General features: G+C 66.3%; 20 protein-coding genes and 2 pseudogenes. 13 read left to right on the forward strand and 9 right to left on the reverse strand.

Annotated elements, in window-relative coordinates:
• Positions 1–61: 61 nt before the first annotated feature.
• From AC2W7M_RS01475 to AC2W7M_RS01490, 4 genes are all read left to right on the forward strand, one after another.
• Complete coding sequence (locus tag AC2W7M_RS01475) at positions 62–2,413, forward strand: response regulator (RefSeq protein WP_486129505.1); 2,352 nt, start codon at positions 62–64, stop codon at positions 2,411–2,413.
• Between the two features lie 62 nt (positions 2,414–2,475).
• A complete protein-coding gene (locus AC2W7M_RS01480) occupies positions 2,476–3,294 on the forward strand; it encodes a CheR family methyltransferase (protein ID WP_486129506.1) in 819 nt (272 codons plus the stop codon).
• A gap of 27 nt (positions 3,295–3,321) precedes the next feature.
• The gene (locus AC2W7M_RS01485) at positions 3,322–4,962 is read left to right on the forward strand and encodes a sensor histidine kinase (protein ID WP_486129507.1); all 1,641 of its coding nucleotides are present in this window, start codon (positions 3,322–3,324) and stop codon (positions 4,960–4,962) included.
• Positions 4,937–5,167 carry a response regulator gene (locus AC2W7M_RS01490; RefSeq protein ID WP_486129508.1) on the forward strand — a complete coding sequence of 77 codons (231 nt, stop codon included), beginning with the start codon at positions 4,937–4,939 and terminating at the stop codon, positions 5,165–5,167. Before AC2W7M_RS01485 ends, AC2W7M_RS01490 begins: the two co-directional genes overlap by 26 nt.
• A gap of 302 nt (positions 5,168–5,469) precedes the next feature.
• Here the strand turns inward: AC2W7M_RS01490 and AC2W7M_RS01495 are convergent.
• Positions 5,470–6,006 (reverse strand): annotated as a pseudogene (locus tag AC2W7M_RS01495) (efflux RND transporter permease subunit); the annotation flags it as partial.
• A 51-nt stretch (positions 6,007–6,057) separates the two neighbouring features.
• Between AC2W7M_RS01495 and AC2W7M_RS01500 the strand changes: the two are divergent.
• Positions 6,058–6,207, forward strand: a complete 150-nt coding sequence (locus AC2W7M_RS01500; RefSeq protein ID WP_486129509.1) for a helix-turn-helix domain-containing protein — start codon at positions 6,058–6,060, stop codon at positions 6,205–6,207.
• Positions 6,208–6,522: 315 nt separating this feature from the next.
• Here the strand turns inward: AC2W7M_RS01500 and AC2W7M_RS01505 are convergent, their stop codons facing one another.
• Positions 6,523–7,503: a tripartite tricarboxylate transporter substrate-binding protein gene (locus AC2W7M_RS01505; protein ID WP_486129510.1), complete on the reverse strand. Its 981-nt coding sequence runs from the start codon at positions 7,501–7,503 to the stop codon at positions 6,523–6,525.
• Positions 7,504–7,584: 81 nt separating this feature from the next.
• Positions 7,585–8,328: a glutathione S-transferase N-terminal domain-containing protein gene (locus AC2W7M_RS01510; protein WP_486129511.1), complete on the reverse strand. Its 744-nt coding sequence runs from the start codon at positions 8,326–8,328 to the stop codon at positions 7,585–7,587.
• Between the two features lie 222 nt (positions 8,329–8,550).
• On the opposite strand from AC2W7M_RS01510, the gene AC2W7M_RS01515 reads away from it, so the two are divergent.
• Entirely contained in the window at positions 8,551–9,816 is a 1,266-nt protein-coding gene (locus tag AC2W7M_RS01515) for a CaiB/BaiF CoA transferase family protein (protein ID WP_486129512.1), read from the forward strand.
• 4 nt (positions 9,817–9,820) lie between these two features.
• Here the strand turns inward: AC2W7M_RS01515 and AC2W7M_RS01520 are convergent, their stop codons facing one another.
• Positions 9,821–10,741 (reverse strand): LysR substrate-binding domain-containing protein, encoded by a 921-nt coding sequence (locus tag AC2W7M_RS01520; RefSeq protein WP_486129513.1) that lies wholly within the window; start codon positions 10,739–10,741, stop codon positions 9,821–9,823.
• A 152-nt stretch (positions 10,742–10,893) separates the two neighbouring features.
• Here AC2W7M_RS01520 and AC2W7M_RS01525 point away from each other — a divergent pair, with 152 nt between their 5' ends.
• The 5 genes from AC2W7M_RS01525 to AC2W7M_RS01545 all read left to right on the forward strand — a co-directional run bounded on the left by AC2W7M_RS01525 (position 10,894) and on the right by AC2W7M_RS01545 (position 15,409).
• The gene (locus AC2W7M_RS01525; RefSeq protein WP_486129514.1) at positions 10,894–12,174 is read left to right on the forward strand and encodes a CaiB/BaiF CoA transferase family protein; all 1,281 of its coding nucleotides are present in this window, start codon (positions 10,894–10,896) and stop codon (positions 12,172–12,174) included.
• 49 nt (positions 12,175–12,223) lie between these two features.
• On the forward strand, positions 12,224–12,859 hold the full coding sequence (locus tag AC2W7M_RS01530) for a DsbA family protein (protein ID WP_486129515.1): 636 nt from the start codon (positions 12,224–12,226) through the stop codon (positions 12,857–12,859).
• A 329-nt stretch (positions 12,860–13,188) separates the two neighbouring features.
• Positions 13,189–14,079 carry a hypothetical protein gene (locus AC2W7M_RS01535; protein WP_486129516.1) on the forward strand — a complete coding sequence of 297 codons (891 nt, stop codon included), beginning with the start codon at positions 13,189–13,191 and terminating at the stop codon, positions 14,077–14,079.
• Between the two features lie 153 nt (positions 14,080–14,232).
• Positions 14,233–14,517: a GNAT family N-acetyltransferase gene (locus AC2W7M_RS01540; RefSeq protein WP_486129517.1), complete on the forward strand. Its 285-nt coding sequence runs from the start codon at positions 14,233–14,235 to the stop codon at positions 14,515–14,517.
• A 145-nt stretch (positions 14,518–14,662) separates the two neighbouring features.
• A complete protein-coding gene (locus tag AC2W7M_RS01545) occupies positions 14,663–15,409 on the forward strand; it encodes a hypothetical protein (RefSeq protein WP_486129518.1) in 747 nt (248 codons plus the stop codon).
• Between the two features lie 69 nt (positions 15,410–15,478).
• On the opposite strand, the gene AC2W7M_RS01550 is transcribed toward AC2W7M_RS01545, so the two are convergent.
• The 5 genes from AC2W7M_RS01550 to AC2W7M_RS01570 form a co-directional block, all read right to left on the reverse strand.
• Positions 15,479–16,621, reverse strand: a complete 1,143-nt coding sequence (locus tag AC2W7M_RS01550) for a hypothetical protein (RefSeq protein ID WP_486129519.1) — start codon at positions 16,619–16,621, stop codon at positions 15,479–15,481.
• Positions 16,618–17,118, reverse strand: coding sequence for a DUF4365 domain-containing protein (locus AC2W7M_RS01555; protein ID WP_486129520.1), 501 nt, complete (start codon positions 17,116–17,118; stop codon positions 16,618–16,620). Before AC2W7M_RS01555 ends, AC2W7M_RS01550 begins: the two co-directional genes overlap by 4 nt.
• 189 nt (positions 17,119–17,307) lie before the next feature.
• Positions 17,308–17,736, reverse strand: coding sequence for a terminase small subunit (locus AC2W7M_RS01560; protein ID WP_486129521.1), 429 nt, complete (start codon positions 17,734–17,736; stop codon positions 17,308–17,310).
• Positions 17,737–17,738: 2 nt separating this feature from the next.
• Complete coding sequence (locus AC2W7M_RS01565; protein ID WP_486129522.1) at positions 17,739–17,984, reverse strand: hypothetical protein; 246 nt, start codon at positions 17,982–17,984, stop codon at positions 17,739–17,741.
• Complete coding sequence (locus AC2W7M_RS01570; protein ID WP_486129523.1) at positions 17,969–18,766, reverse strand: ATP-binding protein; 798 nt, start codon at positions 18,764–18,766, stop codon at positions 17,969–17,971. The genes AC2W7M_RS01565 and AC2W7M_RS01570 overlap by 16 nt, the downstream gene beginning before the upstream one ends.
• 375 nt (positions 18,767–19,141) lie before the next feature.
• On the opposite strand from AC2W7M_RS01570, the gene AC2W7M_RS01575 reads away from it, so the two are divergent.
• Both AC2W7M_RS01575 and AC2W7M_RS01580 read left to right on the forward strand, forming a co-directional pair.
• Positions 19,142–19,603 (forward strand): (2Fe-2S)-binding protein, encoded by a 462-nt coding sequence (locus tag AC2W7M_RS01575; RefSeq protein WP_486129524.1) that lies wholly within the window; start codon positions 19,142–19,144, stop codon positions 19,601–19,603.
• Positions 19,604–19,613: 10 nt separating this feature from the next.
• Positions 19,614–21,807, forward strand: a pseudogene (locus tag AC2W7M_RS01580) (xanthine dehydrogenase family protein molybdopterin-binding subunit).
• Positions 21,808–21,866: the final 59 nt, after the last annotated feature.

Raw genomic sequence — 21,866 nt, forward strand, 5'->3', positions numbered from 1 at the left:
CGGGCTGCTGAAGGCGGTGCTGGAGTTCGGCTTTGCCCGACAGGTTGGGCCAGACGAGCTCATGCTCCTGGAGCGGCTCGCGCATTCGGTGGCCATCGCCATCCGTTCGGCCCGCTATCGCCACCGGCTGCAGGATCTCGTGGAGGAGACACAGCGCCAGTCGGAAGAGCTGCAGGCGCAGAGCGACGCGCTGCGCAGCGCCAACGAGGAACTGGAGGAGCAGAGCCGCTCGCTGACGGAATCGCAGGAGCGCCTGGAGCGACAGCAGGCCGAGCTTGAGCAGACCAATGCCCAGCTCGAGGAGCAGGCCCGCCAGCTCGAGGTGCAGCGGGACGACCTCACGCGGGCGCAGAAGGATCTGCAGGCGCACGCCCGCGACCTCGCCCAGGCGAACCACTACAAGTCGGAATTCGTGGCCAACATGTCCCACGAATTGCGCACGCCGCTGAATTCGCTGCTGATCCTGTCCCGCCTCCTGGCGGACAATCGCGACGGCAACCTGTCCGCCGAGCAGATCAAATATGCCCAGACCATCGAGAGTTCCGGCAACGACCTGCTGACCCTCATCAACGACATCCTCGACATCTCGAAGATCGAGGCGGGGCACGTGGAGGTCCATGCGGCGCCGGTGCGCGTGCCGTCGCTGATGCACAAGCTGGCGTCCTCCTTCCAGGCCCAGACGCAGCAGAAGGGGCTCGTCTTCCGCACCCAGACGGCCGCCGACGCCCCCGGCGAGATCGAGACCGACAGTGTCCGCCTCGAGCAAATCCTGCGCAACTTCCTGTCCAACGCCATCAAGTTCACCGATGCCGGGGAGGTGGTGCTCAGCCTGGTGCGGCGGCCGCACGGCCTTGTGGCCTTCTCGGTGCGCGACACCGGCATCGGCATCGCCCCCGAGCAGCACGGGCTCATCTTCGAGGCGTTCCGGCAGGCGGACGGCACCATCGACCGCAAGTACGGCGGCACCGGCCTCGGCCTGTCCATCGCGCGCGAACTGGCGCGGCTGCTGGGCGGGTCGGTGGAGCTGGACAGCGCTCCGGGCGAGGGCAGCACCTTCACGCTGATCATTCCCGAGCGGTACGACGCTGATCGGGTGGAGCCGCGGTCCGGCGCCGTTGTCGTCGAGGCGGCGCCGGCTGCGTCGCCTGCTGCGGATCCCAAAGCCGAGCCGCCCGCGCCCCGTCCGCGCGGCCTGTGGGACGATCGCGACGGCCTCGACGCGGAACGCCGCACCATCCTGGTGGTGGAAGACGATGAGGCCTTCGCGCGCATCCTGTGCGACCTCATCCATGAAGTGCGCTTCCAGTGCCTGGTCGCCCACAGTGCGGACGAGGGCGTCGAGCTGGCGCGCACCTATCTGCCCGATGCGGTCATTCTCGACATCGGCCTGCCCGACCACACCGGCCTTTCGGTGCTCGACCGGCTGAAGCACGATCCCAAGACCCGGCATATCCCGGTGCACGTGGTCTCGGTCAGCGACTACACCAACACCGCCCTTTCTCTGGGGGCTATCGGCTACATGCTGAAGCCGGTGCGCCGCGACGAACTGGTCGGCGCGCTCGAAGGGATGGAGAAGCGCCTGTCGCAGCGGCTGCGCCGCGTGCTGGTGGTGGAGGATAACGACCGGCAACTGGAGAGCATGAAGGCGCTTCTCGCCACGCGCGACGTGGAGGTGGAGGGCGTCGGCACCGCGGCCGCCGCGCTGGAGCGGCTCGGCGCCCAGACCTTCGACTGCGTGGTGCTGGACCTCAGCCTGCCCGACGCGTCCGGCTTCGACGTGCTCGAGCTTCTCGCCAATGACGACGCGTATTCGTTTCCGCCGGTCATCGTCTACACCGGACGCGATCTCTCGCAGGAGGAGGAGCTGCGGCTGCGCCGCTATTCCAAATCCGTCATCATCAAGGGGGCGAAGTCGCCGGAGCGCCTCCTGGATGAGGTGACGCTGTTCCTGCACCAGGTGGTGGCCGAGTTGCCGCGGGAGAAGCAGCGCATGCTGGCGCTCTCGCTCAACCGGGACTCGACGCTGGAGGGCCGGCGCATCCTGATCGCCGAGGACGACGTGCGCAACGTTTATGCGCTCACCTCCATCTTCGAGCCCCACGGCGCCCACCTGGACATCACCCGCAATGGCCGCGAGGCGCTCGCCGCGCTCGAGCGGATGGAGCGCGGCGAGGTGGCGGCGTGCGACATCATCCTGATGGACGTGATGATGCCGGAGCTGGACGGCCTCGCCGCCACCCGGGAGATCCGCACCCGCCAGCGCTGGCGCAACACGCCCGTCATCATGCTCACCGCCAAGGCGATGGTGAGCGACCAGGAGCAGTGCCTGGCGGCCGGCGCCAACGACTATCTTGCCAAGCCGTTCGACGTGGACAAGCTCTTGTCCCTCGTGCGCGTGTGGATGCCGAAATGAACCGAGCGGACGCAGTGGCGCGGAGCGATGCCCTTGTCCCCGACACAGACGAGGAACCGGAGGTGACGCAGACCACCGCCGACATCGAGCAGCATCTGGTGCTGGAGGCGATCTTCCGCCGCCATCACTACGACTTCCGGGGCTATTCCGCCTCGTCCATGGCCCGGCGTCTCGAGCGCGCGCGGCAGGAGTTCGGCTGCGCCACGCTGACGGAGCTCCAGGGCCGCATCCTCCACGAGCCGGAGCTTCTGCCCCGGCTTCTGGACATCCTCACCGTGCAGGTCAGCGAGCTGTTCCGCGACCCGTCCTATTTCCGCGCCATCCGCGAGACCGTGGTGCCGCATCTGCGCACCTATCCCTCCGTGAAGATCTGGATCGCCGGCTGCGCCAGCGGCGAGGAGGTCTATTCCCTGGCCATTCTGCTGCGGGAGGAGGGGCTCGAAGGCAAGGCCGTCATCTATGCCACCGACATCAATCCCGTGGCGCTTCACAGAGCCGAGGCCGGGGTCTATGACCTGGAGCGGGTGGTGCAGTTCACGCAGAGCCACCGCGCCTCGGGCGGGAAGTCCTCGCTCTCGGACTACTACACCGCCGGCTACGGCCGCATGGTGTTCGACAAGAGCCTCAGGGATCGGGTGGTGTTCACCTCGCACAATCTTGCCAACGACGAGGTGTTCTCGGAGATTCACTTCGTCTCCTGCCGCAACGTGCTGATCTATTTCGACCGGCCGCTCCAGGATCGGGCCCTCGGCCTGTTCCGCGACGCCCTGGTGCACGGCGGCTTCCTCGGCCTTGGGCCGCGCGAGACGCTGCGCTTTTCCCGCTGGTCCCAGGCATTCGTCGATTCGCCCCCTCGGAGCGCATCTACCGTCACCGGATGACCGCCGACGCGGCGCGGGAGGTGGCTCATGTCCTCGCCTGAGCCGATCAAGTTCCTGATCGTCGACGATCTGGAAACCAACCGGATCGCGCTCGAGGCCCTTCTGCGCCGGGAGGGGCTCGAGCTGATCATGGCCTCCAGCGGCGCCGAAGCGCTGGAACTGCTGCTTCAGCATGAATTTGCGCTGCTGCTGCTCGACGTGCAGATGCCGGAAATGGACGGCTTCGAGCTGGCGGAGATCCTGCGCAGCACCGAGCGGACCAGCGCCATCCCCATCATCTTCCTCACCGCCGTCGCCACCGACGAGCATCGCCGCTTCCGCGGCTACGAGACCGGCGCCGTCGACTATCTCCTGAAGCCCGTCGACCCTCTGATGCTCCGCACCAAGGCCAACGTGTTCTTCGAGCTCGCGCGCCAGCGCCAGGATCTGGCACGCCAGCGCGACGAGCTGGCGCGGTCGGCCGATCTCCTGTCCGCCGCGCTCGAGCGGCTCCAGGCCCATCGGGATAACGCTCCGCTGGCGGTGGTGGAGTTCGACGCCGACCTGCGCGTCACCGTATGGTCGAAGGGCGCCGAGCGCATGTTCGGGTTCCGGGCGCGCGACATGCTCGGCCGGACGCCCGCCGAGACGGGCTGGATCTGCGAGGCCGATGCCGCCACCATCGCCGGCATGGCGGCCGAACTCGCGGCCAGCCGCAGTCCCCGCAAGGTCCATCTCGCCGCCGCACGGCGCGCCGACGGCGCGCGGGCGGAATGCGAATGGTGCCTGTCGGTGCTGCTGGACCGCTGGGGCCGGCTGACCTCGCTGAACGCGCAGATCCTCGACATCACCGAGCGCCGCCACGCGGAAGAGACCCAGCGCCTGCTGATCGGCGAGCTGAACCATCGGGTGAAGAACACGCTCGCCACGGTGCAGGCCATCGCCACCCAGACCCTGCGCCATTCCGCCGACGGGGCGGAGTTCGCCCGCACCTTCTCGAGCCGCATCCAGGCGCTCTCGCGCGCCCATTCTTTGCTCAGCTCGTCCGGCTGGCACGGTGCGAGCGTCTCCGAACTGATCGACGACCAGCTGCGCCTCGGCGCGTTCGATCCCGAGCGGATGTCCGCGTGCGGTCCCGCCGTAATGCTGCCGCCCCAGCTCGCGCTGCATCTCGCCATGATCGTGCACGAGCTTGGCACCAACGCCACCAAGTATGGCGCCTTCTCGTGCGAGGCCGGGCGGGTCGACATCGCCTGGCGCGCGGAGGACGAGCGGCTCGTTTTCGACTGGGTGGAGAGCGGGGCGCCGCCGCCCAAGGCCTTCTCGCGCCGCGGCTTCGGCACCACCTTGGTGGAGCAGGGCGCGCGGGCGGAAGGGGGCGATGCGCGGCTGAGCATCGGCCCGTCCGGCATCTCCTGGCACATCCGGCTGCCGCTTCCTCGCGAGCCGTCGCCCGCCGCGCTCCAGCCCCCGCGGGTCGATGAGCCGCCTGAGGTCCCGGCGACCCGGGCGGGCCGACCGCCGGCTCGCCGGGTGCCGCTTCGTGGTGATCGAGGACGAGCCCCTCGTCGCGCTGGAGCTGGCGAGCGTGCTGGAGGATGCCGGCGCGCAGATCGTCGGCCATGCGGGCACCTGCGCCCAGGCGCTCGAAATCATCGAGAGCGTGCCCCTGGACGGGGCCTTCCTTGATGGCAATCTGCGCGGCGAGCCGGTGGGCGAAGTCGCCGAGGCGCTGGCGCGGCGCAAGGTGCCGTTCCTGTTCGTCAGCGGCTATGACCGCGCCAACCTGCCGAGTGCGTTCCGCTCCGTGGCGGTGCTTCAGAAGCCGTTCCTGCACCACGATCTGCTGGATGCGGCCGCGCGCCTGTTCCCGCGCAGCAGGGGGGTCGCCTGACCGGCGCGCCGTCCGCCTTCCTCAGCTAAGCGCTGGTCGGGGCCGGTGGTGCCGATGGCGCCTCGTCGGCGCCGGGCGCCGTGGCTGGAGGATCCTGCGGTCCGCACCATCTAACGCGAATTGCCGAGCTGACCTATGGCTGAGCGCCGTGGCTGTGTCGTGCCGCGGAGCGGGAAGGGGCGCATCTGACCGGGCCTCGCGATCCGAGGCCGGCCGGATGTCCCGTGACATCAAGCGGACCCGATCGGCGCCAGCGTCAGGGTAGAGCCTCGGGACGCGCCCCGGACACGCCGGCCGGGGCCTTACATCCCGGCCTGTTGTGCCGGAGCTGATTCCGGAACGGCCGCTTCCGCCGCGCCGGCGCGGTGGGTCTGACCCATCAGAACATAGGACAGCGTGCCGATGGCGAGGCCGGTGGCGATGACGAGGCCCAAATTGAAGCGCGAGGCGGCGCCGGCGCCGGACGCGAAGATCAGCGGCACGACGCCGAGCACCATGGCCGCCGTGGTCATCAGGATCGGCCGCAGGCGGAGCGTCGCCGCCGCGATGATGGCCTCGCGTTTGGATTTGCCTTCGAGCTGAAGCTCGTTAGCCACCTCCAGCATCAGAATGCCGTGCTTGCTGATGAGCCCCATGAGCGTGGTAAGCCCCACCTGGGTATAGATATTGATGCTGGCTCCGCCGACGCCGAGGCTGATGAAGAGGAGCGCGCCGGCGAGCGACATGGGCACCGACAGGAGGATCACGACCGGATCGCGGAAGCTGTTGAACAAAGCGGCGAGCGACAGGAAGATCACGATCAGCGCAAAGGCGAAGGTGGTGCTCAGCTGCCCAGACTGCAGCGGCCCCCGCGCCGTTATGCCCATGGCCGAGCGGGTAGTTCGCAGGGAATGACCGTCGAGCCGCTCGCCGTCTGCTGGGACTATGCCAGCCTGATGGCTGCGCTAAAGGCGCGGCGCGTGGCGCTCGGCTTCACCCAGCTCGATGTCGATGAGCGCGCTGGTCTGCAGGATGGCTACACCGGAAAGCTCGAGGCATAGGACAAAGACAGCGGGCGGCGACTGGGCCCTGTCTCGCTGCCCCTGCTGCTGGGCGCACTCGAAGTTCAACTGCCGCTGGCCGTCCTGAGGGAGCCGGTGCCGCGTTCCGTGCCCGATCCCCGGCAGCTCATCCTGCCTCTCGTCGGAGGCGAAATGACCCGTCATCACGATGGCGAGTTCGTCCGGCTACCGGGCCGGAATAGGCGACGAGTGGACGTCGGGAGACGGGGGAACCGCCAAATCGAAGCGCCCTGCCGTCAATCGACGAACTCGAAATCGCGTAGCGAGGCATAAGCGAGAGCACGGCTCAGGCGTTCAGTTGCGTGAGGCTTGCCCAGATCCGAGCACGGCGCGCCAGCGAGTCGTCTCGGCGGCGAGCTTCGCCTTCAGCGCTGCCGGCGTCACCTCGCCGGGCGGCACCACGAGAGCCCCCAGTTCCTGAAAACGCTCCTTGATCTGCGGGTCCTCAAGGGCCGCGAGCAGCGATTGCTGGAGCTTCGCCACCACAGGGGCAGGCGTACCCTTGGGCGCATAGAGGCCGTGCCAGATGGTGAGCCTGAGGTCCGGCACCCCGGATTCCGCCGCGCTTGGCACCTGCGGCAGCGTGGGCAGGCGCGCGGCGGTGGTGGTGGCATAGACCTTGACCTTGTCGGCGCGGATGTAGCTCGTGGTGTTGGTGGTCTGGTCGCACATGAAGTCCACCTGGCCGCCGATGAGGTCGATCATGGCCGGACCGGTTCCCTTGTAAGGCACGGTGGTCACGTCGAGGCCGGTGAGGTCCATGAACAGCATGCCGCACAGGTGCGACGCGGTGCCGGGTCCGGCATTGGCGTAGGTGATCTTGTCCCTGTTCTTGCGCGCGTACTCGATCAGCTCGGCGAGCGTCTTCGGTGGCAGGTCGGGGCGCGAGACCATGGTCATGGGCACGTCCGCGATCAGGCCGATGGGCTCGAAGGCGGCCTGGGAATCGTATGGTGCATTCGGATAGAGCGTCGGCGCGGTCGCCTGGCCGATGTGGTTGAGCAGCAGCGTGTAGCCGTTGGGGTCGGCCTTCGCCACGCGCCCGGCGCCCAGCGTCCCACCCGCGCCGGAGATGTTCTCCACCACGATCCGGCCGCCGAGATTGCGGCTCATCGCGTCGGCGACCAGTCGTGCCACGGTGTCGGTCGGCCCGCCGGCGGCATAGGGCACCACCATGGTTATGGCGCGGTCGGGAAATGTCTGCGCGCCGGCGTCGGCGGCAAGCGGGAGCATGGTGGTCGCGGCGGCGACCGCCCCGAGCAGAAACCTCTTCATCTCTTCCTCCCCGGGCTGAGCCCGACTTGACCTGCCATTGTTTTGCGGGGACAGCCGGCAGAAGCCGTCCCCTTGTCTGGTTCAGCGCGTGGTCGCTTGATCCTGCCGCTCGTTGGCGCGAGAGGCGTCATCCGAGAACTGGGTCTTGCCGAAAAGCGCGTCCCACGCCGCCCCCTCGGGCTTCGCCTTGTTGCGCTCGTGGCGCTCTTTGAGCACCGCGAGGCCGCGCTGCACTGCCGGGCGCGCACGCACTGCGGCATACCAGCGCTGGATGTTGGGGAAGTCCTCGAGCTTCTGCCCCTGCCAGTCGTGGGCGCGCAGCCAGGGATAGACCGCCATGTCCGCGATCGAGTAGTCGCCAGCGAGGTACTCCACCTCGCCGAGCCTGCGGTCCAGCACGCGGTAGATGCGCGCCGCCTCCGAGGTGTAGCGCTCCACTGCGTAAGGGATGGTTTCCGGCGCATAGCGCCGGAAGTGGTGCGCCTGCCCCAGCATCGGGCCGACGCCCGCCATCTGGAACATCAGCCACTCGATGACGTCGTAGCGCGCGCGCAGGTCCTGCGGCATGAAGCGGAAGCCGCTCTTCTCCGCCAGATACATCATGATCGCGCCCGACTCGAACAGCGTGTAGGGCGCGCCGCCTGGGCCCTCATGGTCGACCAGGGCGGGGATCTTGTTGTTCGGGCTGATCTTCAGGAAGGCCGGCGCGAACTGCTCGCCCTTGCCAATGTGGATCGGAACGACGTTGTAGGCCCACCCCAGCTCCTCGAGCTGGATGGTGACCTTGTAGCCGTTGGGCGTAGTCCAGAAATAGAGATCGAGCACGGCAATGTCCCCCGTCCATGAAACGCTAGAAAGGGGATGCCACTGCGTCCAAGACGTTCGAGGTTTGGTTCGATAGGCGACGCGACTTGGAGCGGCCATCCGGCTGCCAACATGTCTTCGCGCGACTTGAAGCAGACCTCGCGAATATTGGACCTGCCTAGCCGCCGGCTTTCATAAGCAGGGGAACCGCTCGTCCCGGGACAGCCCATCAGGAGCCGAGGAATGGATCCGCGCCCCGCAATGCTTACCGGCTACAAGGTGATCGACATCACGCAGTTCGTCGCCGGCCCGACCTGCACCCGGCTGCTGGCGGAGATGGGCGCGGACGTGGTGAAGGTGGAACTCGCCCCGTTCGGCGACCGGGCCAGGGTGCAGGGCCTGAAGGCGCAGCATGCGCCGAAGGGCGCGGCGCCGCACTCCACCTATTTCTTCCAGCACAATCACTCGAAGCGCTGCGTCGCGCTCGACTTCAAGCACCCGCAAGGGCGCGCGCTCCTACGCACGATGATAGGCCAGGCCGATGTGGTGGTGGAGAATTTCGCCCCAGGCGTGATGGCGCGCGCGGGCCTGTCCTACGAGGACCTGAAGGCCATCAATCCGCGTATCGTCATGTGCTCGATCTCGCTCGCGGGCCAGAGCGGGCCGCTCGCCGACAGGCCGGGCTATGACTATATGGGCCAGGCCTATGCGGGGATCACCGGACTGGTCGGCGACCCGGACGGCAGCCCGGCCATGATCACGATGGCCATCGGCGACGTCTCGACCGGGGTCTCGGCGGCGCTCTCGGTGGTCGCGGCGCTGCTCCACCGCGAGCGCACCGGCGAGGGCCAGCATGTGGAGGCGACCCTGGTCGACACCTACTTCCATATGCACGAGGCGAGCGTACCGCGCATCGCGTTACGCGGCGGCGCCTACGAGCCGAAGCGCACCGGCTCGCAGCATCCGGACGGCGGCCCGACAGGCATCTTCCGCTGCGGCGACGGCCGGTACATCACGCTGATGTCGCTCGCCCACCAGTGGCCGCAGCTGGTTGCCGCCATGGGCCGACCGGAGCTGCTGAAGGACGAGCGCTTCGCCTCCGCGAGCCTGCGCAAGGCGAACAACGACGCCCTGAAGATCATCCTCGAAGACTGGCTCGCGCATGTCGGCACTCGCGAGGACTGTCTCGCGACCCTGGAGCAGGAGCGAGTCCCGGCCGCCCCGGTGCTCACGCTCGGCGAGGTGGTGGCGCAGCCCCACCTGAAGGAGCGCGGCACGGTTCGGCGCGTCCACGACCCGGCGATCGGCAGCTTCGACGTGCCCGGCATGCCCATGCGCTTCTCCGCCTGGGCGGCGGACGACGGCCCGAAAGCCGGCCGGCTGGGCGAGCACAACGAGGAGGTTCTGAAGGCTTTCGGCCTCTCCGGTGCCGAGATCGCACGGCTCTATGCCGAGCAGGTCCTGGTGCGCGATCCGACCCTTGAAGAGGCCACGCAGGAGGCGGGGTAGCCGGTCAGCCCTTCGCGTCCTTGCCTCCGCTCCGCTTCAGACGCTCAGCGGCGTTGAAGATGGCGCGAACAAGGGCAGAGCGGTCGTCATAGCGCCGCGCCAGGCACACGCCCGTCACCGCGCCCTCGTCCGCCAGCGGGCGGAACGTCACGCCGTCGAACTTCAGCCGCTCCAGCGATGCCGGCAGGATCGACACGCCGAGGCCTGCGGCGACGAGGCCCATCATCGTCGGCGTTGCGCTCGCCTCCTGCCGCACGTGCGGGGTGAAGCCGCCGTTGCGGCACAGGTCGATCACCTGCTGATAGAGCCCCGTTCCGATGCCGCGCGCATAGAGCACGAACGGCTCCCCGGCCAGCGCCGACATGGGCAGAGCGCCCCGCTTGCGGGCGAGGGGATGGTCCGAGCGCATCACCGCCATCAGCGGCTCCCGGCAGAGCTCGGTGAGCGCCAGCGCCTGCGGCGCCGGCTCCAGCGGCCGCACGAAGCCGACATCGAGCCGGCCTTCCAGCAGCGCGTCCACCTGCTGAAAGGTCGGCAGTTCCTTCAGGTCCAAGTGCACGTCCGGATGGGCGTTGCGGAAGGTGTAGATGAGGCGCTGGAAGTCGGTGACGAACGGCGCCGACCCGAAGAACCCGACGCGCAGTTCGCCGGCCTCGCCCCGGTGCACCCGCTCCGCCATGGCGGCGGCCTGGTCCACGCGCGCCAGAACCTCCTTCGCCTCTGCGAGGAACAGCCGGCCCGCATCGGTGAGCGCAACACGCCGGTTGGTGCGTTCCAGCAGGCGCGCGCCGAGGATGCGCTCAAGGGCGAGAATCTGCTGGCTCAAGGGCGGCTGCGAGATGCCAAGCCGCTCTGCGGCGCGCCCGAAATGCAGGTCCTCCGCGACGGCGACGAAATAGCGGAGGTGGCGAAGCTCGATGCTCATGCAGGAGATATCTAGCAGGTCCGCGCTGTGGTTCGTAGCCGGCTCCTCCACCCTTTGAAGTCGCCCCGCGTATCAAACGGGACGCGCCCGATATTGGACACCAGGACACGCAGACGAGAGGCTCGGGGCTCCCTTTCGAACGCGGCCACCCCATGCTGAAGCCATCGCCGGACCAAGACGACATCGACTCGCATGCGGCGCAGGCCCGCATTCTCTCGGGCGTGAGGGTGCTCGATCTCTCGCGCTTCCTGTCGGGGCCGCAGACGACGCTGTTCCTCGCCGCGCTCGGCGCCGAGGTAATCCGCATCGACGACCCGGCCAAGGGCGACCCCACCTTCGATGCTCCGCCCTATCTCGGCGCGGCTGGCGTGTCCTTTACGCGCGCCGCACCGGAGGACGTGGGCATCGCCTATCTCAAGCGCGCGCGCGGCAAGAAGTCAGTGAGCCTCGATCTGAAGTCGAAGGAGGGGCGCGAGCTGTTCCTGCGGCTGGTGGAGAAGGCGGACGTGGTGGTGGAGAACTTCCGGGTCGGCGTCACAGAACGGCTCGGCATCACCTACGAGACGATGAAGGCGCGCAATCCGCGCATCATCCACTGCGCTATCACCGGCTACGGCTCCACCGGCCCGGAGCGTCACCGGAAGGCTTTCGACCTCATGGTGCAGGCGGCGAGCGGCTTCATGAGCATCACCGGCGAGCCGGACGGCGCGCCGAGCAAGACCGGCTCGCCGCTCTCCGACGGCATAGCCGGCACTTTCGCCTTCGCCTCCGTGCTTGGCGCGCTCTATCAGCGCGAACGCACGGGCGCTGGCCAGTTCATCGACGTGTCGATGACCGACTGCCTGGTCTCGCTGATGTTCGACGAGCCGTTCGACTGCTACGGCACGCTCGGCCTGCCGCTTCGGCAGGGCAACCGCATCGCCCGGTTCTCCCCGTTCAACACCTATCCGACGCGCGACGGCATGGTGGCGATCGGCGCCGGCACGGAGGAGGACTGGCGCGCCTTGCTCGGCGTGATGGGCCGGGACGATCTCCTGCAGTGCAGGGACCACATGAGCCGGGGCTGGCGCATCGCCAACAACGATCAGGTGGATGGCCTGGTGCGCGCCTGGACCGAGGTCCGCGACACGGCCGATGCGGTGGCTGCGCTCGATGCGCGGGAAATCCCCTGCGGGCCGATCCGCCGCATCGAGGATGTGGCCTCCTGGCCGCACATGATCGCCCGGCGGATGCTGGAGCCCCTCGTCAATCCGCTCGCGCCGCAGGCGGGCGGAGCGGTGGCGCCCGCCTTCCCTGTGAAGTTCTCGCAGGCCGAGACCAGCTACACCGAGCAGGCGCCGATTCCGCGCTTCCACAATGGCGAGGTGTTCACCGACATCCTCGGCCTGTCTTCCGAGGAGTTGGCGCGGCTGTCACAAGCCGGCGTGATCTAGTACGACGCGCCGTCCGTTCCTCGAACCTGCTGACAATGGGAGGGTTCCCATGAGTAAAGTCATTGATTTCTATTGGGATCTGGGCAGCACGAACAGCTATTTCGCGCTTCATCTCATCAAGCCGATCGCCGCGAAGCACGGCGCCAAGGTGGTGCCGCATCCCTTCAACCTCGGCTACGTGTTCCGCAAGGAGAATTACGTGCTGATGGAGGAGCCGAAGGCGAAGCTGCGTGCTCGCAAGGCCGACCTGATGCGCTGGGCTAGGAAGTATGATCTGCCTTTCTCCATGCCGACCAAGTTCCCCATGAAGACCAGCCCGGCCTTGCGCGGCGCCCTTGCCATGCGGCGCTTCGACAGGGAATGGGCGTTCATGGAGAAGATCTTCGCCGCCTATTGGGAGCGCAACGACGCCTCCGTTGGCGAGCTCGCGGGGCTTCTGCCCATCGCCGCGGAGCTCGGCGTCGACACGGCGGCGTTCGCGGCGCTGGTGGAGAGCGAGGAGGTCCGCGACGAGCTGATCGCCGAGACCGACGGCGGCATCGCCCGGGGCGCGTTCGGGGTGCCGATGTTCTTCGTCGGCGACGAGATGTTCTGGGGCAAGGACCGGATGGAGTTCATCGACGACGAGCTCACCTCGCCCAGCCCGCCGCGGCTGCGCCGCTCGCAGGCGGCCGCACCAATCTGACATGAAGCGTTGTGCACGCCGCCAATTTACCGCAAGGGACCGAAGGGCAGCATGTTCAGAAACACGCTCTGGGCGGCCAGTACCAGATACCAAAATTAGATGCCGGCGCCCGCGTCGACATGCGATGAGTTCTTGCGGCTCGCGACGCGCAACTTCGCCACTCTCGCCGTCTTCTGCACCATGCTCCGGTCGTAGCCCTGGGTCGTGGACAGCTGCGTGTGTCCGGCGGCGTTCATGGGTGATCGCGGCGGCCGAGACCATTGCGCGCCGCAATAAATAGATCGCCCGCGGCCCCGAGCAGCGCTACGCTAGCGACGACAAGCGGGGGCGTGGCGATGGCAAATATATTGTTCTCCTGGATCTGGGCGAAAATTTCCGGCCGCACCCCGTTTGCTACCCCATCTAGACTGAACATACGGAAAGATAATACGCACGACTTTCTGGCAAACGAAGAGAATTGGCAGTTTGTTAGCGCCTCGCTCAAGCGACTGGAGAATGCGGGATTTCGGATCAACCCCACTCTGGACCGTGACCTCATCGTGTTCCGGGCCATATGCAGCATCGCGGAGCGGCACGAAGGCGATGATCTTGCGAGCATATTCGCAAGCACGCCAGAGGCACCCCCGGAAATCTCCGTTGATCTTGAAATATTAGAGATGCTTTCTACAGAAAATATATTCTTTCATGAACTCCGAGAAAAAATTCGCAGTCAGCCCCAATTTTCAACGATTGACGATCAGTCAATAAACGTTCTTATCGACACACACTCTCGATCGATATTTAAGAATGCGCTCGACATCTGGACTGTGAATGAATGCAATCCCGGCGAATATATACCTGAGCACGTTCGTGAGTTGGAGGCCCTTGCCTGCGGCGACTTCGTGGTGCAATCGGTCACGGAGACCACAAAGCCTGATCTGCTCGTTGGTGTGGTCACACTCAGCGACGGTCGTACTGTATCCTTCGAAATGGACGACCGGAAGCGGCCAGATGTGACACCCTTCTTCCAGGCGATGAACGCGCTGACAGCCCATCTCTGCAAGGGGCGCTTCGTCGCCATTTCGTTCGGGAGCTGCGAGAACTTTACCACTCTCTATCTGCACGCCCTCGAGGAAGCCGCGTTCCGCAGCTGGTCGCTGCAGCAGCACTATTTTGGCTTTTCTGCCCCGGTCGACTGGTTTGATGATGGCGCCCCGGCTCCGATGCATCCGTTGGCGTGAACCGTTGCCGTTTTACCCCTGCCCGCAGCGCGTCGCCCTCGGCTGCCTACACCTGCGCCGCACACGGACTGGTCGCCTCGCTAAGGCCATTGCGCGGATGACAGCCCGCGAGGATCATGCGCACGAAATGGCGGAGAAGGAGAAGCGGACGTGATGCATGACGTGCGGCACGAGGAAGGGCCAAGCGGGGGCCGCTACTTCATCGATCTCGAGGGCGGTGCCGTGGCGGAGATGGCGTACCGCCGGGGCGCCGACGGCCGCATGATCATCACGCACACTGGCGTCCCGCCCGCCTTCGAGGGCCAAGGCATCGCGGCGCGGCTCATGGATGCCGCCGTGGCGGCGGCGCGGGCCGAGGGTTGGAAGATCACCCCTCTGTGCTCGTACGTGGCGGCGCGCTTCCGGCGCCATCCGGAATGGAACGATCTGCTGGCCTAGGAGGATCGCGCATGTCGAGCAAACCCCCGATACGCCCCGAGCCAGTCCCTAGTGGCGCGCCTGGCTTCACGACACGCCAATGGATCCGCCTCGCAGCTGCCGGCAAAGTGCCCGAGGCAAACAAGAACGTGGAAGGGGCGATGAGATGGTGGTGACCCATGACAACGCCATTCCGGACAACCTTGCGCTTCTGCATCGCGGCGAGGAGGAGCTTCGGGTAAAGGCGCTTGAAATCCTTGCCCAGAGCGATCAGCTCCAATTGCACGTTGCCGTAGTCGAAGCGGCGATGGATCTGGCCGACACCTTCCGCCAACTCAACACCGGCGACGAAAACCTGAAGGTCGCTCAGGTGCTAGCGATGCGGACCTTCAACGCGTTTGGGGCAAGCCTCAAGCTTGCGCTGTCCGGATATCACCAGAATAGTGCGCTAATCCTCCGCGACGTGCTTGAGACGGTGTTCCTGCTCAACCTTTTCGCTGGCGATCGAGCCATCATCGAGCGCTGGCGACTCGCCGACAAGAAGGCGCGCATGAAGGATTTCTCGCCCGTGAAAGTGCGTAAGGCGCTGGATGCCCGCGACGGCTTCGTCACCAAACGCCGCGCAGAGATTTACGAAATGTTCTCCGAGCTGGCCGGCCACCCGACCATGAAATCGGCTTGGATGATGCGACCAGAAAAAGACGGGGATGCGGTCATCGGCCCGTTTATGGAGCCTGCAACTCTCGAAGCTGTCGCCTCGGAGATGGGGCGACTAGCGGTGCAGGTTGGAGAGCAGATCAACGCCTTTCTTCCTGGGGACTGGGCACCTGGCTTGTCGAGTAGGGTCGCGTTTGACCAGTTGAAGCGGCAGTGGATTGCGACCTTCTATTCGTCGCTTGAAGTCAGAAGCTGACCGATAGCCATGTCACCGAGCGTCGTCAGTTTTTCTGCAAGAGTGCCTGGAAAATCCCGCGTTGTCAGATTATTCACTCTGCTCGTCAGATTCGTCGGCCGAAAGTAATTCTCTAACAGTGGCATTGGTAAGTTGCCAACGCTGGCCAACCCGCTCAAGATCCCCACTTACAATTACCTGTTTTTGAGCATCATGAGCCTGAACAGCAGTGCTGTAGTTTGCTTGATCCAGAACCGCTCTAACAGATTGCATTTTATCTTCAACAATCGCCTTAAGAGTTACAACACCCTCAATTTCATCCTGATCACGTCTCAGTTTATGCACCGTACCATAAAGCGTGACATCGGCCTTGGGCTGCTTAAGTCTGAAATTACGAGCAGCTTCCTTTAAGATATCAGCATCATTTTGCGAAAAAGCGACTTTTCGATGAGATTCCGGGGCTGGCCTTGTCCGCGCCCATGTCACGCTGATATCGAGACCGTCCGACTGTTCGATAAGCCCAGCCACAGCCTCGCAAAGGTTCGCGCTCACTCCCAAACCAATGGCGGCCTCAAAGGCTTCCGCATCGCCAGATAAGGCCATCTCTGCGGCTGTGCGCGCCGCCTCAAGTGCCTCCACGAGGCGGCGGGTGACCATGCGCTCCATCGGTTCATCGTGGAAATTGGCCCAAGTCTGGTTCAGAGCAAGCTGAAGCAAGGGAGGTACCGGGGCCAGCAGGGTTACTACAAAACTGCCCTGTTCCGTCTGCCCGAGCTTCACGCGCCGCAGATAGTCGATAGCTTCGCGATTTGCGCCCGCGCGATAGAGGGGCTGCGGTGCCCGTACAGCGCAAGCTGCCGCGAGCAACATGTCGCGGGCCTGCGCCACGATCTTAACTCCCGCATCGAGAGGGACTGATCCATCGTCTTCGCTACCAAAGGCCCTAACACGCACGACATCTCTATCGGCAATGACCAGATCGCGGTAGGTTACAAGTTCATCACGGTCCGTGACGCTGGAAAAAATGTCAATCAAGCGGGAAACTGCCGAAGGATAGTCGCCCAACCGATCGGTTCGCGGCAATATAATCTCAGGCTTTCCTGCTGCCGCATACACATCGGCGTGCGCACCAAACGTGTCCGTCTTCACCCACCCCTCGCCCCTGGCGTACGCTGCAAGCGCTGCGGGCGAGACAGCGCGGAGCGCTTCAGCGTCAAGGATCTGTGCCTTCATGCGACGCCTCCGCTTCTGGCTCGTTCCATTAGGGCTATTAAGCCATCCACATCGAAACGATTGTCCTTATGAATAGAAATGGTAACACTTTCACTATTTTCGGTCTCTGGAAATTTCGCCAAACTAACCCAATACGCGCACCGCCTTAGTATAAGATTTTCAGCCGTAATGTTTAACCAAGTCGACCGGTCAGACGGCAGCGAGAGCAGAACAAGAATACGCGGAACCATGGTTATTTCTCGTAAAAAATCATAGTTTCCGCGCTTCAGTGGGTAGCGAAAGTGGTCGCCCGTCCTATCAACAAGGTTAATTGTTGCCTTAAGTTGGACGTCAAGTGATGGCCTCATCGCTCCGCCGGCTCTGATTTGCACGTCAACACCATCGCGATCTATATTCTGCTCTGCGGTCACATAACCCGCACCCGCGGCCACGGCAGCGACATAGGCTCTTGAAAGCGCCTCCTCGCGATCATTCAATGACATAAGTGCATCGGTCATGGCGAAACAGGCACCTCTTCCAGCGTTGCCTATAGCGTGTCTCCGCACCTTCGCAACGGCGCGTTAGCGGGCGTATCAAGTTCGTGGGGGAACAGCAATACGAGCTTGGAACACAGGCTGGCTGCCCAACGCACAGCCTCACTCTCATCGAATGTGAGGCCGAGGCCCGCCGCAAAGTGTCGGCAGCGGTCATTCAGCGGACCGACCTTTCCCCGCCCCATACGCCGCCACCCATTCCGCTTCGGACATCGGCTCATCGCTGATCGTGTGGACGATGTTCACGCTCTCGCTCTTGTCCACCACGAGGCCGTTCAGCTTGGCCGCGTCCATAAGCGCCGCGCGGGCGACAGCCAGGCCGGAGGCCTCGCCGAGGCCTTCGCCCTTCTGCGCGATCCGGCGCAGGCTCTCCGTGACCTCGGCCAGGATGATTTCGCTGCGCATGGCGGCCCTCTCCTGCAGTTCGGCAATGCGAGCCCGCACGCCGGGATCGCTTGCCAGCCGGTGCGCATTCTTCCGGTTCGCTCGAAAGCCCGCTTCGCCGTATGCCTCGGATGCGGCCTTCCCCTCGGCCACGTGCTGGGCGAACCGTTCCCTGCGACCGTTGCGCAGCGCCACCATGGTCAGGGCTCCGTACCAAACAGACGCTCGGCCCGCGTCGCCGTCTGCGGGGCCGCGCGAGAGCCGCCAGAGGCTGGCGCAGGGGCGGGCTCCTGCCGCTGATCCACATCGCCGAGGCCGAGCGCGGCCCGCATGTAAACCCGAGCGAGGCTGACGGCCTGGGCCTTCGTCGGCTCGCCGCCCACCTTCGCCAGCAACGCGCGGGCGCGCTCGGGATTGAGCATGGCATCCTTCACGATGTCGTCCACGCTCTGCAGGCCCGCCTGCCGCATGGCGTCGATGACGCGGCCCAAATGAGCGCCCAGGCCGGCGCCGGCGGCAGAGCGACCCATCCGCCCGCGCTGCCAGCCGCGGCGCCGGCGCTCGCCAGTGCGCCGGGCGACAGGATCCGCGCAAGCCAGCTCGGAGCATCGCCCGCCTTGCCGACACCCATGGCGTCCTGAACGGAGTTGGAGCGGCCGGGCAGCTTCACCGCGGCGATCGAGCGGTTCGACCGCTTCAGGTCCTCGGCGATGGCGTGCAACGTCATGATCTCGGCCGGCGACAGGATGGGCTTCAGCGCCGGCGCGGACTGCCGCAGGAACTGCCGCCGCAGCCACAAGATGAGGCCCGTTCCGCCGAGCACGGGGACCATGGCCGAGGCAAGGCCCAGCAAAAGGCCGAGCTCTGAGCCGTCCGCCCCCGTCGACCCGCGCTCGAACGGCCGCAGCAACACGGCCAGCCGTTCGGCGGGAACGACCGCACCGTGGTTGGCAATATCGAGTCTGCCCGCATCAAGGCGCACATGGACCGGCGTGTCTGGTACCCCGTGCTTCAGCGCATTTTCAATGCGATTGCGCGCCAGTACCGCAAAGGCGTCGGGGTCAAGGTTGCTGACGGGTCTGCCTTCCTCAGCATGGTCAGGTCGATGTCGCCAGTGCGCACGATCTGCCGGTCGAGGTCTATGATCATATGGCGCAGCAGCGCGCTCCTGTGCGGGCCCTTCCGGGGTGCCGAGGTGATAGCCCATGCCGCGCACGGTCTCGATCAAGTCGGCAACATTTTTGCCCGCCGCAAGCTGTCGATCCGCGACTACTCCTTGCCATCGCGATCTTCGTCAACGGCGCCAAGGGCATAGCGCCCTTTAGCTCTCCCGTTATCTGGACGTGCAGTAAAAGACGGCCTTCGTTCTCGCGCACAAGCTCCGAGAAGTGATTGCGGCCGAGACCAAGGAGTCCCGGAGGGCCTCGCGCCGGGAACCGGCAGGGCGTGCCGGCGCCAATCGTCGTCGTTCGTCGCAGCGGCCCGCTCTTGGCACACTCTGCGACAATCCCGGGTCGCCCGGGCAAAGGTCTGCGACATTTTACGCCTAGCATCCATGGGTCCGCAGCGACGGGCATTCCCCGCACACGGCCAGGAGAAAGACATGGCGCGATTGACCGTCAACGGCCAGATTCGCACCGTCGAGGTGGACCCCGACACGCCGCTTCTGTGGGTGATCCGGGAGCAGGTGGGCCTGACCGGCACCAAGTTCGGCTGCGGCATCGCCCAGTGCGGCGCCTGCACCGTGCATGTGGACGGCGTCGCCACGCGCTCCTGCGTGCTGCCGGTCGGCGCGGTGGAAGAGAGCCAGAAGATCGTGACCATCGAGGGGTTGTCGCCGGATTCCAGCCACCCCCTGCAGAAAGCGTGGCTCGCGCTCGACGTGCCCCAGTGCGGCTATTGCCAGAGCGGCATGATCATGGCCGCGGCGGCGCTGCTGGAGCAGACGCCCGCGCCTACCGACGCCGACATCAGTGCCGAGATCACCAACATCTGTCGATGCGGCACCTACAACCGCGTGCGCGCGGCCATCAAGCAGGCTGCCGGCGAGACCCAGGCCGGCTGAGGAGGCGACCATGACAGCACATGCCAAAATCGCGCGCTCCCGCCTCTCCCGCCGCGCCTTCGTGGTCGGCAGCGCCGCCGCCGTCGGCGGTTTCTCCCTCGGCTTCCACCTGCCGCTCGACGCGGCGCTCGCGCAGAGCGCGCCGGCCGTCGCACCGGAAGTGAACGCCTGGGTGGTGATCCGCCCGGACGAGACGGTGGTGATCCGCATCGCCCGCTCGGAGATGGGCCAGGGCACGCTGACTGGGCTCGCGCAATTGGTGGCCGAGGAACTCGGCTGCGACTGGTCGACGGTGACGACGGAATATCCCGGCCCGGGCGCCAACCTCGCCCGCAACCGGGTCTGGGGCTCTTATTCCACCGGCGGCAGCCGCGGCATCCGCGATTCCCACCAGTATGTGCGCGAGCGGGCGGCGCGCCGCGCGCACCATGCTGATCGCCGCCGCCGCGCAGGCGTGGGGCGTGCCCGCCGGCGAATGCAGTGCCGAGAAGGGGGTCATCTCGCACGCCCCCTCCGGCCGTACCACCACCTATGGCAAGGTGGCGGACGCCGCCGCGCGGATGCCGCCGCCGGCCGCTGTCGTGCTGAAGGAGCCGAAGAACTGGACCATCATCGGCCAGCCCCTGCCGCGCCTCGACACGGCGGACAAGCTGAACGGCCGGCAGGTGTACGGCGCCGACCTCGCCTTCCCGGGCATGCTGAACGCGGCGGTGAAAGCCTGCCCGGTGTTCGGCGGCCGGCTCGCAGCCTATGATGAGGCCAAGGTCCGCTCCATGCCCGGCGTGCGCCGGGTGGTGCGGGTGGACGACACCGCGGTAGCGGTGGTGGCCGAAACCTGGTGGCAGGCCAAGACCGCGCTCGACGCCCTGCCCGTCACCTGGGACGAGGGGCCGAACCGCGTGCTCTCCAGCGCCGACATCGCCGCTCAGCTGAAGGCCGGCCTCGACGCGCCGGAGGCGTTCGTGGGCAACCGCCAGGGAGACGCGAAGGCGGCGTTGGCCCGCGCGGCCCGCACCATCACCGCCGACTATGCGGTGCCCTACCAGAACCACGCCACCATGGAGCCGATGAACGCCACGGCGCTGGTCACGGCGGACCGCTGCGAGGTGTGGGTGCCCACCCAGAACGGCGAGGCGAGCCTCGCCGTTGCGGCGGAGGCCTCCGGCTTGCCGGTGCAGCGGTGCGAGGTCCACAAGCTGCACCTCGGCGGCGGCTTCGGGCGGCGCGGCAACTTTCAGGACTATGTCCGCCAAGCGGTGCTGATCGCCAAGCAGATGCCCGGCGTGCCCGTGAAGCTCCTGTGGAGCCGGGAGGAGGACATGCTCCACGGCGCCTACCATCCGATCACCCGGGCGCGCATGACCGGGGGGCTGGACGCGCAGGGGAACCTCGTGGCGCTCCACATGCGCATCTCCGGCCAGTCCATCCTCGCCGCGGTCCGCCCGGAGGGCATGCAGGGCGGCATGGATCCGGTGGTGTTCCAGGGGCTCACGGCCACGAATTCCGAGGGCCATCTCGGCTACGCGGTGCCGAACCTCCTCATCGACCACGCCATGCGCAATCCGCCGGTGCCGCCCGGCTTCTGGCGGGGCGTGAACCTCAATCAGAACGCCATCTACGTGGAATGCTTCATGGACGAGCTGGCACATGCGGCGGGCGTCGATCCGCTCGCCTTCCGCCGCCGGCTGATGGCCGAGCGCCCGAAGCATCGCGCGGTTCTGGAGGCGGTGGCCGAACGCATCGGCTGGGACACCCGGCCGCCCGAGGGCATCCACCGCGGACTCGCCCATATCATGGGCTTCGGCAGCTATGTGGCGGCCGCCGCCGAGGTCTCGGTGGCCGCCGACGGGACGCTGACGATCCACCGCATCGTCGCCGCCACCGACCCCGGCCACGTGGTCAATCCGGCCCAGGTGGAGCGCCAGGTGGAGGGCTCCTTCGTCTATGGCCTCTCCGCCTGCCTCTATGGCGAATGCACCGTGAAGGACGGGCGCATGGAGCAGGAGAATTTCGACACCTACGAGGTCATGCGCATGGCGGCCATGCCTGCGGTGGAGACCATCATCCTGCCGTCCGGCGGGTTCTGGGGCGGGGTGGGCGAGCCGACCATCGCGGTCGCCGCGCCCGCGGTGCTCAACGCCATCTTCGCCGCCACCGGCAAGCGCATCCGCGAACTGCCGCTGAAGAACCATTCCCTCGCATGAGCGGTGGGAGAGGCAGGCGGGTGCGGCGGGCGGTGGCCGCCGCGCTCCTCGGGGTGATC

The organism is Xanthobacter sp. BG11Y11_SDJG (genome assembly GCF_057364445.1).

Bases quoted from the DNA above. Each gene is read 5' to 3' on its own strand.
- AC2W7M_RS01475 (WP_486129505.1), top strand. From the start codon at position 62: ATGCTCCTGGAGCGGCTCGCGCATTCGGTGGCCATCGCCATCCGTTCG.
- AC2W7M_RS01485 (WP_486129507.1), top strand. From the start codon at position 3,322: ATGTCCTCGCCTGAGCCGATCAAGTTCCTGATCGTCGACGATCTGGAA.
- AC2W7M_RS01500 (WP_486129509.1), top strand. From the start codon at position 6,058: ATGACCGTCGAGCCGCTCGCCGTCTGCTGGGACTATGCCAGCCTGATG.
- AC2W7M_RS01505 (WP_486129510.1), bottom strand. From the start codon at position 7,503: ATGAAGAGGTTTCTGCTCGGGGCGGTCGCCGCCGCGACCACCATGCTC.
- AC2W7M_RS01515 (WP_486129512.1), top strand. From the start codon at position 8,551: ATGGATCCGCGCCCCGCAATGCTTACCGGCTACAAGGTGATCGACATC.
- AC2W7M_RS01520 (WP_486129513.1), bottom strand. From the start codon at position 10,741: ATGAGCATCGAGCTTCGCCACCTCCGCTATTTCGTCGCCGTCGCGGAG.
- AC2W7M_RS01525 (WP_486129514.1), top strand. From the start codon at position 10,894: ATGCTGAAGCCATCGCCGGACCAAGACGACATCGACTCGCATGCGGCG.
- AC2W7M_RS01530 (WP_486129515.1), top strand. From the start codon at position 12,224: ATGAGTAAAGTCATTGATTTCTATTGGGATCTGGGCAGCACGAACAGC.
- AC2W7M_RS01540 (WP_486129517.1), top strand. From the start codon at position 14,233: ATGCATGACGTGCGGCACGAGGAAGGGCCAAGCGGGGGCCGCTACTTC.
- AC2W7M_RS01545 (WP_486129518.1), top strand. From the start codon at position 14,663: ATGGTGGTGACCCATGACAACGCCATTCCGGACAACCTTGCGCTTCTG.
- AC2W7M_RS01550 (WP_486129519.1), bottom strand. From the start codon at position 16,621: ATGAAGGCACAGATCCTTGACGCTGAAGCGCTCCGCGCTGTCTCGCCC.
- AC2W7M_RS01555 (WP_486129520.1), bottom strand. From the start codon at position 17,118: ATGACCGATGCACTTATGTCATTGAATGATCGCGAGGAGGCGCTTTCA.
- AC2W7M_RS01560 (WP_486129521.1), bottom strand. From the start codon at position 17,736: ATGGTGGCGCTGCGCAACGGTCGCAGGGAACGGTTCGCCCAGCACGTG.
- AC2W7M_RS01575 (WP_486129524.1), top strand. From the start codon at position 19,142: ATGGCGCGATTGACCGTCAACGGCCAGATTCGCACCGTCGAGGTGGAC.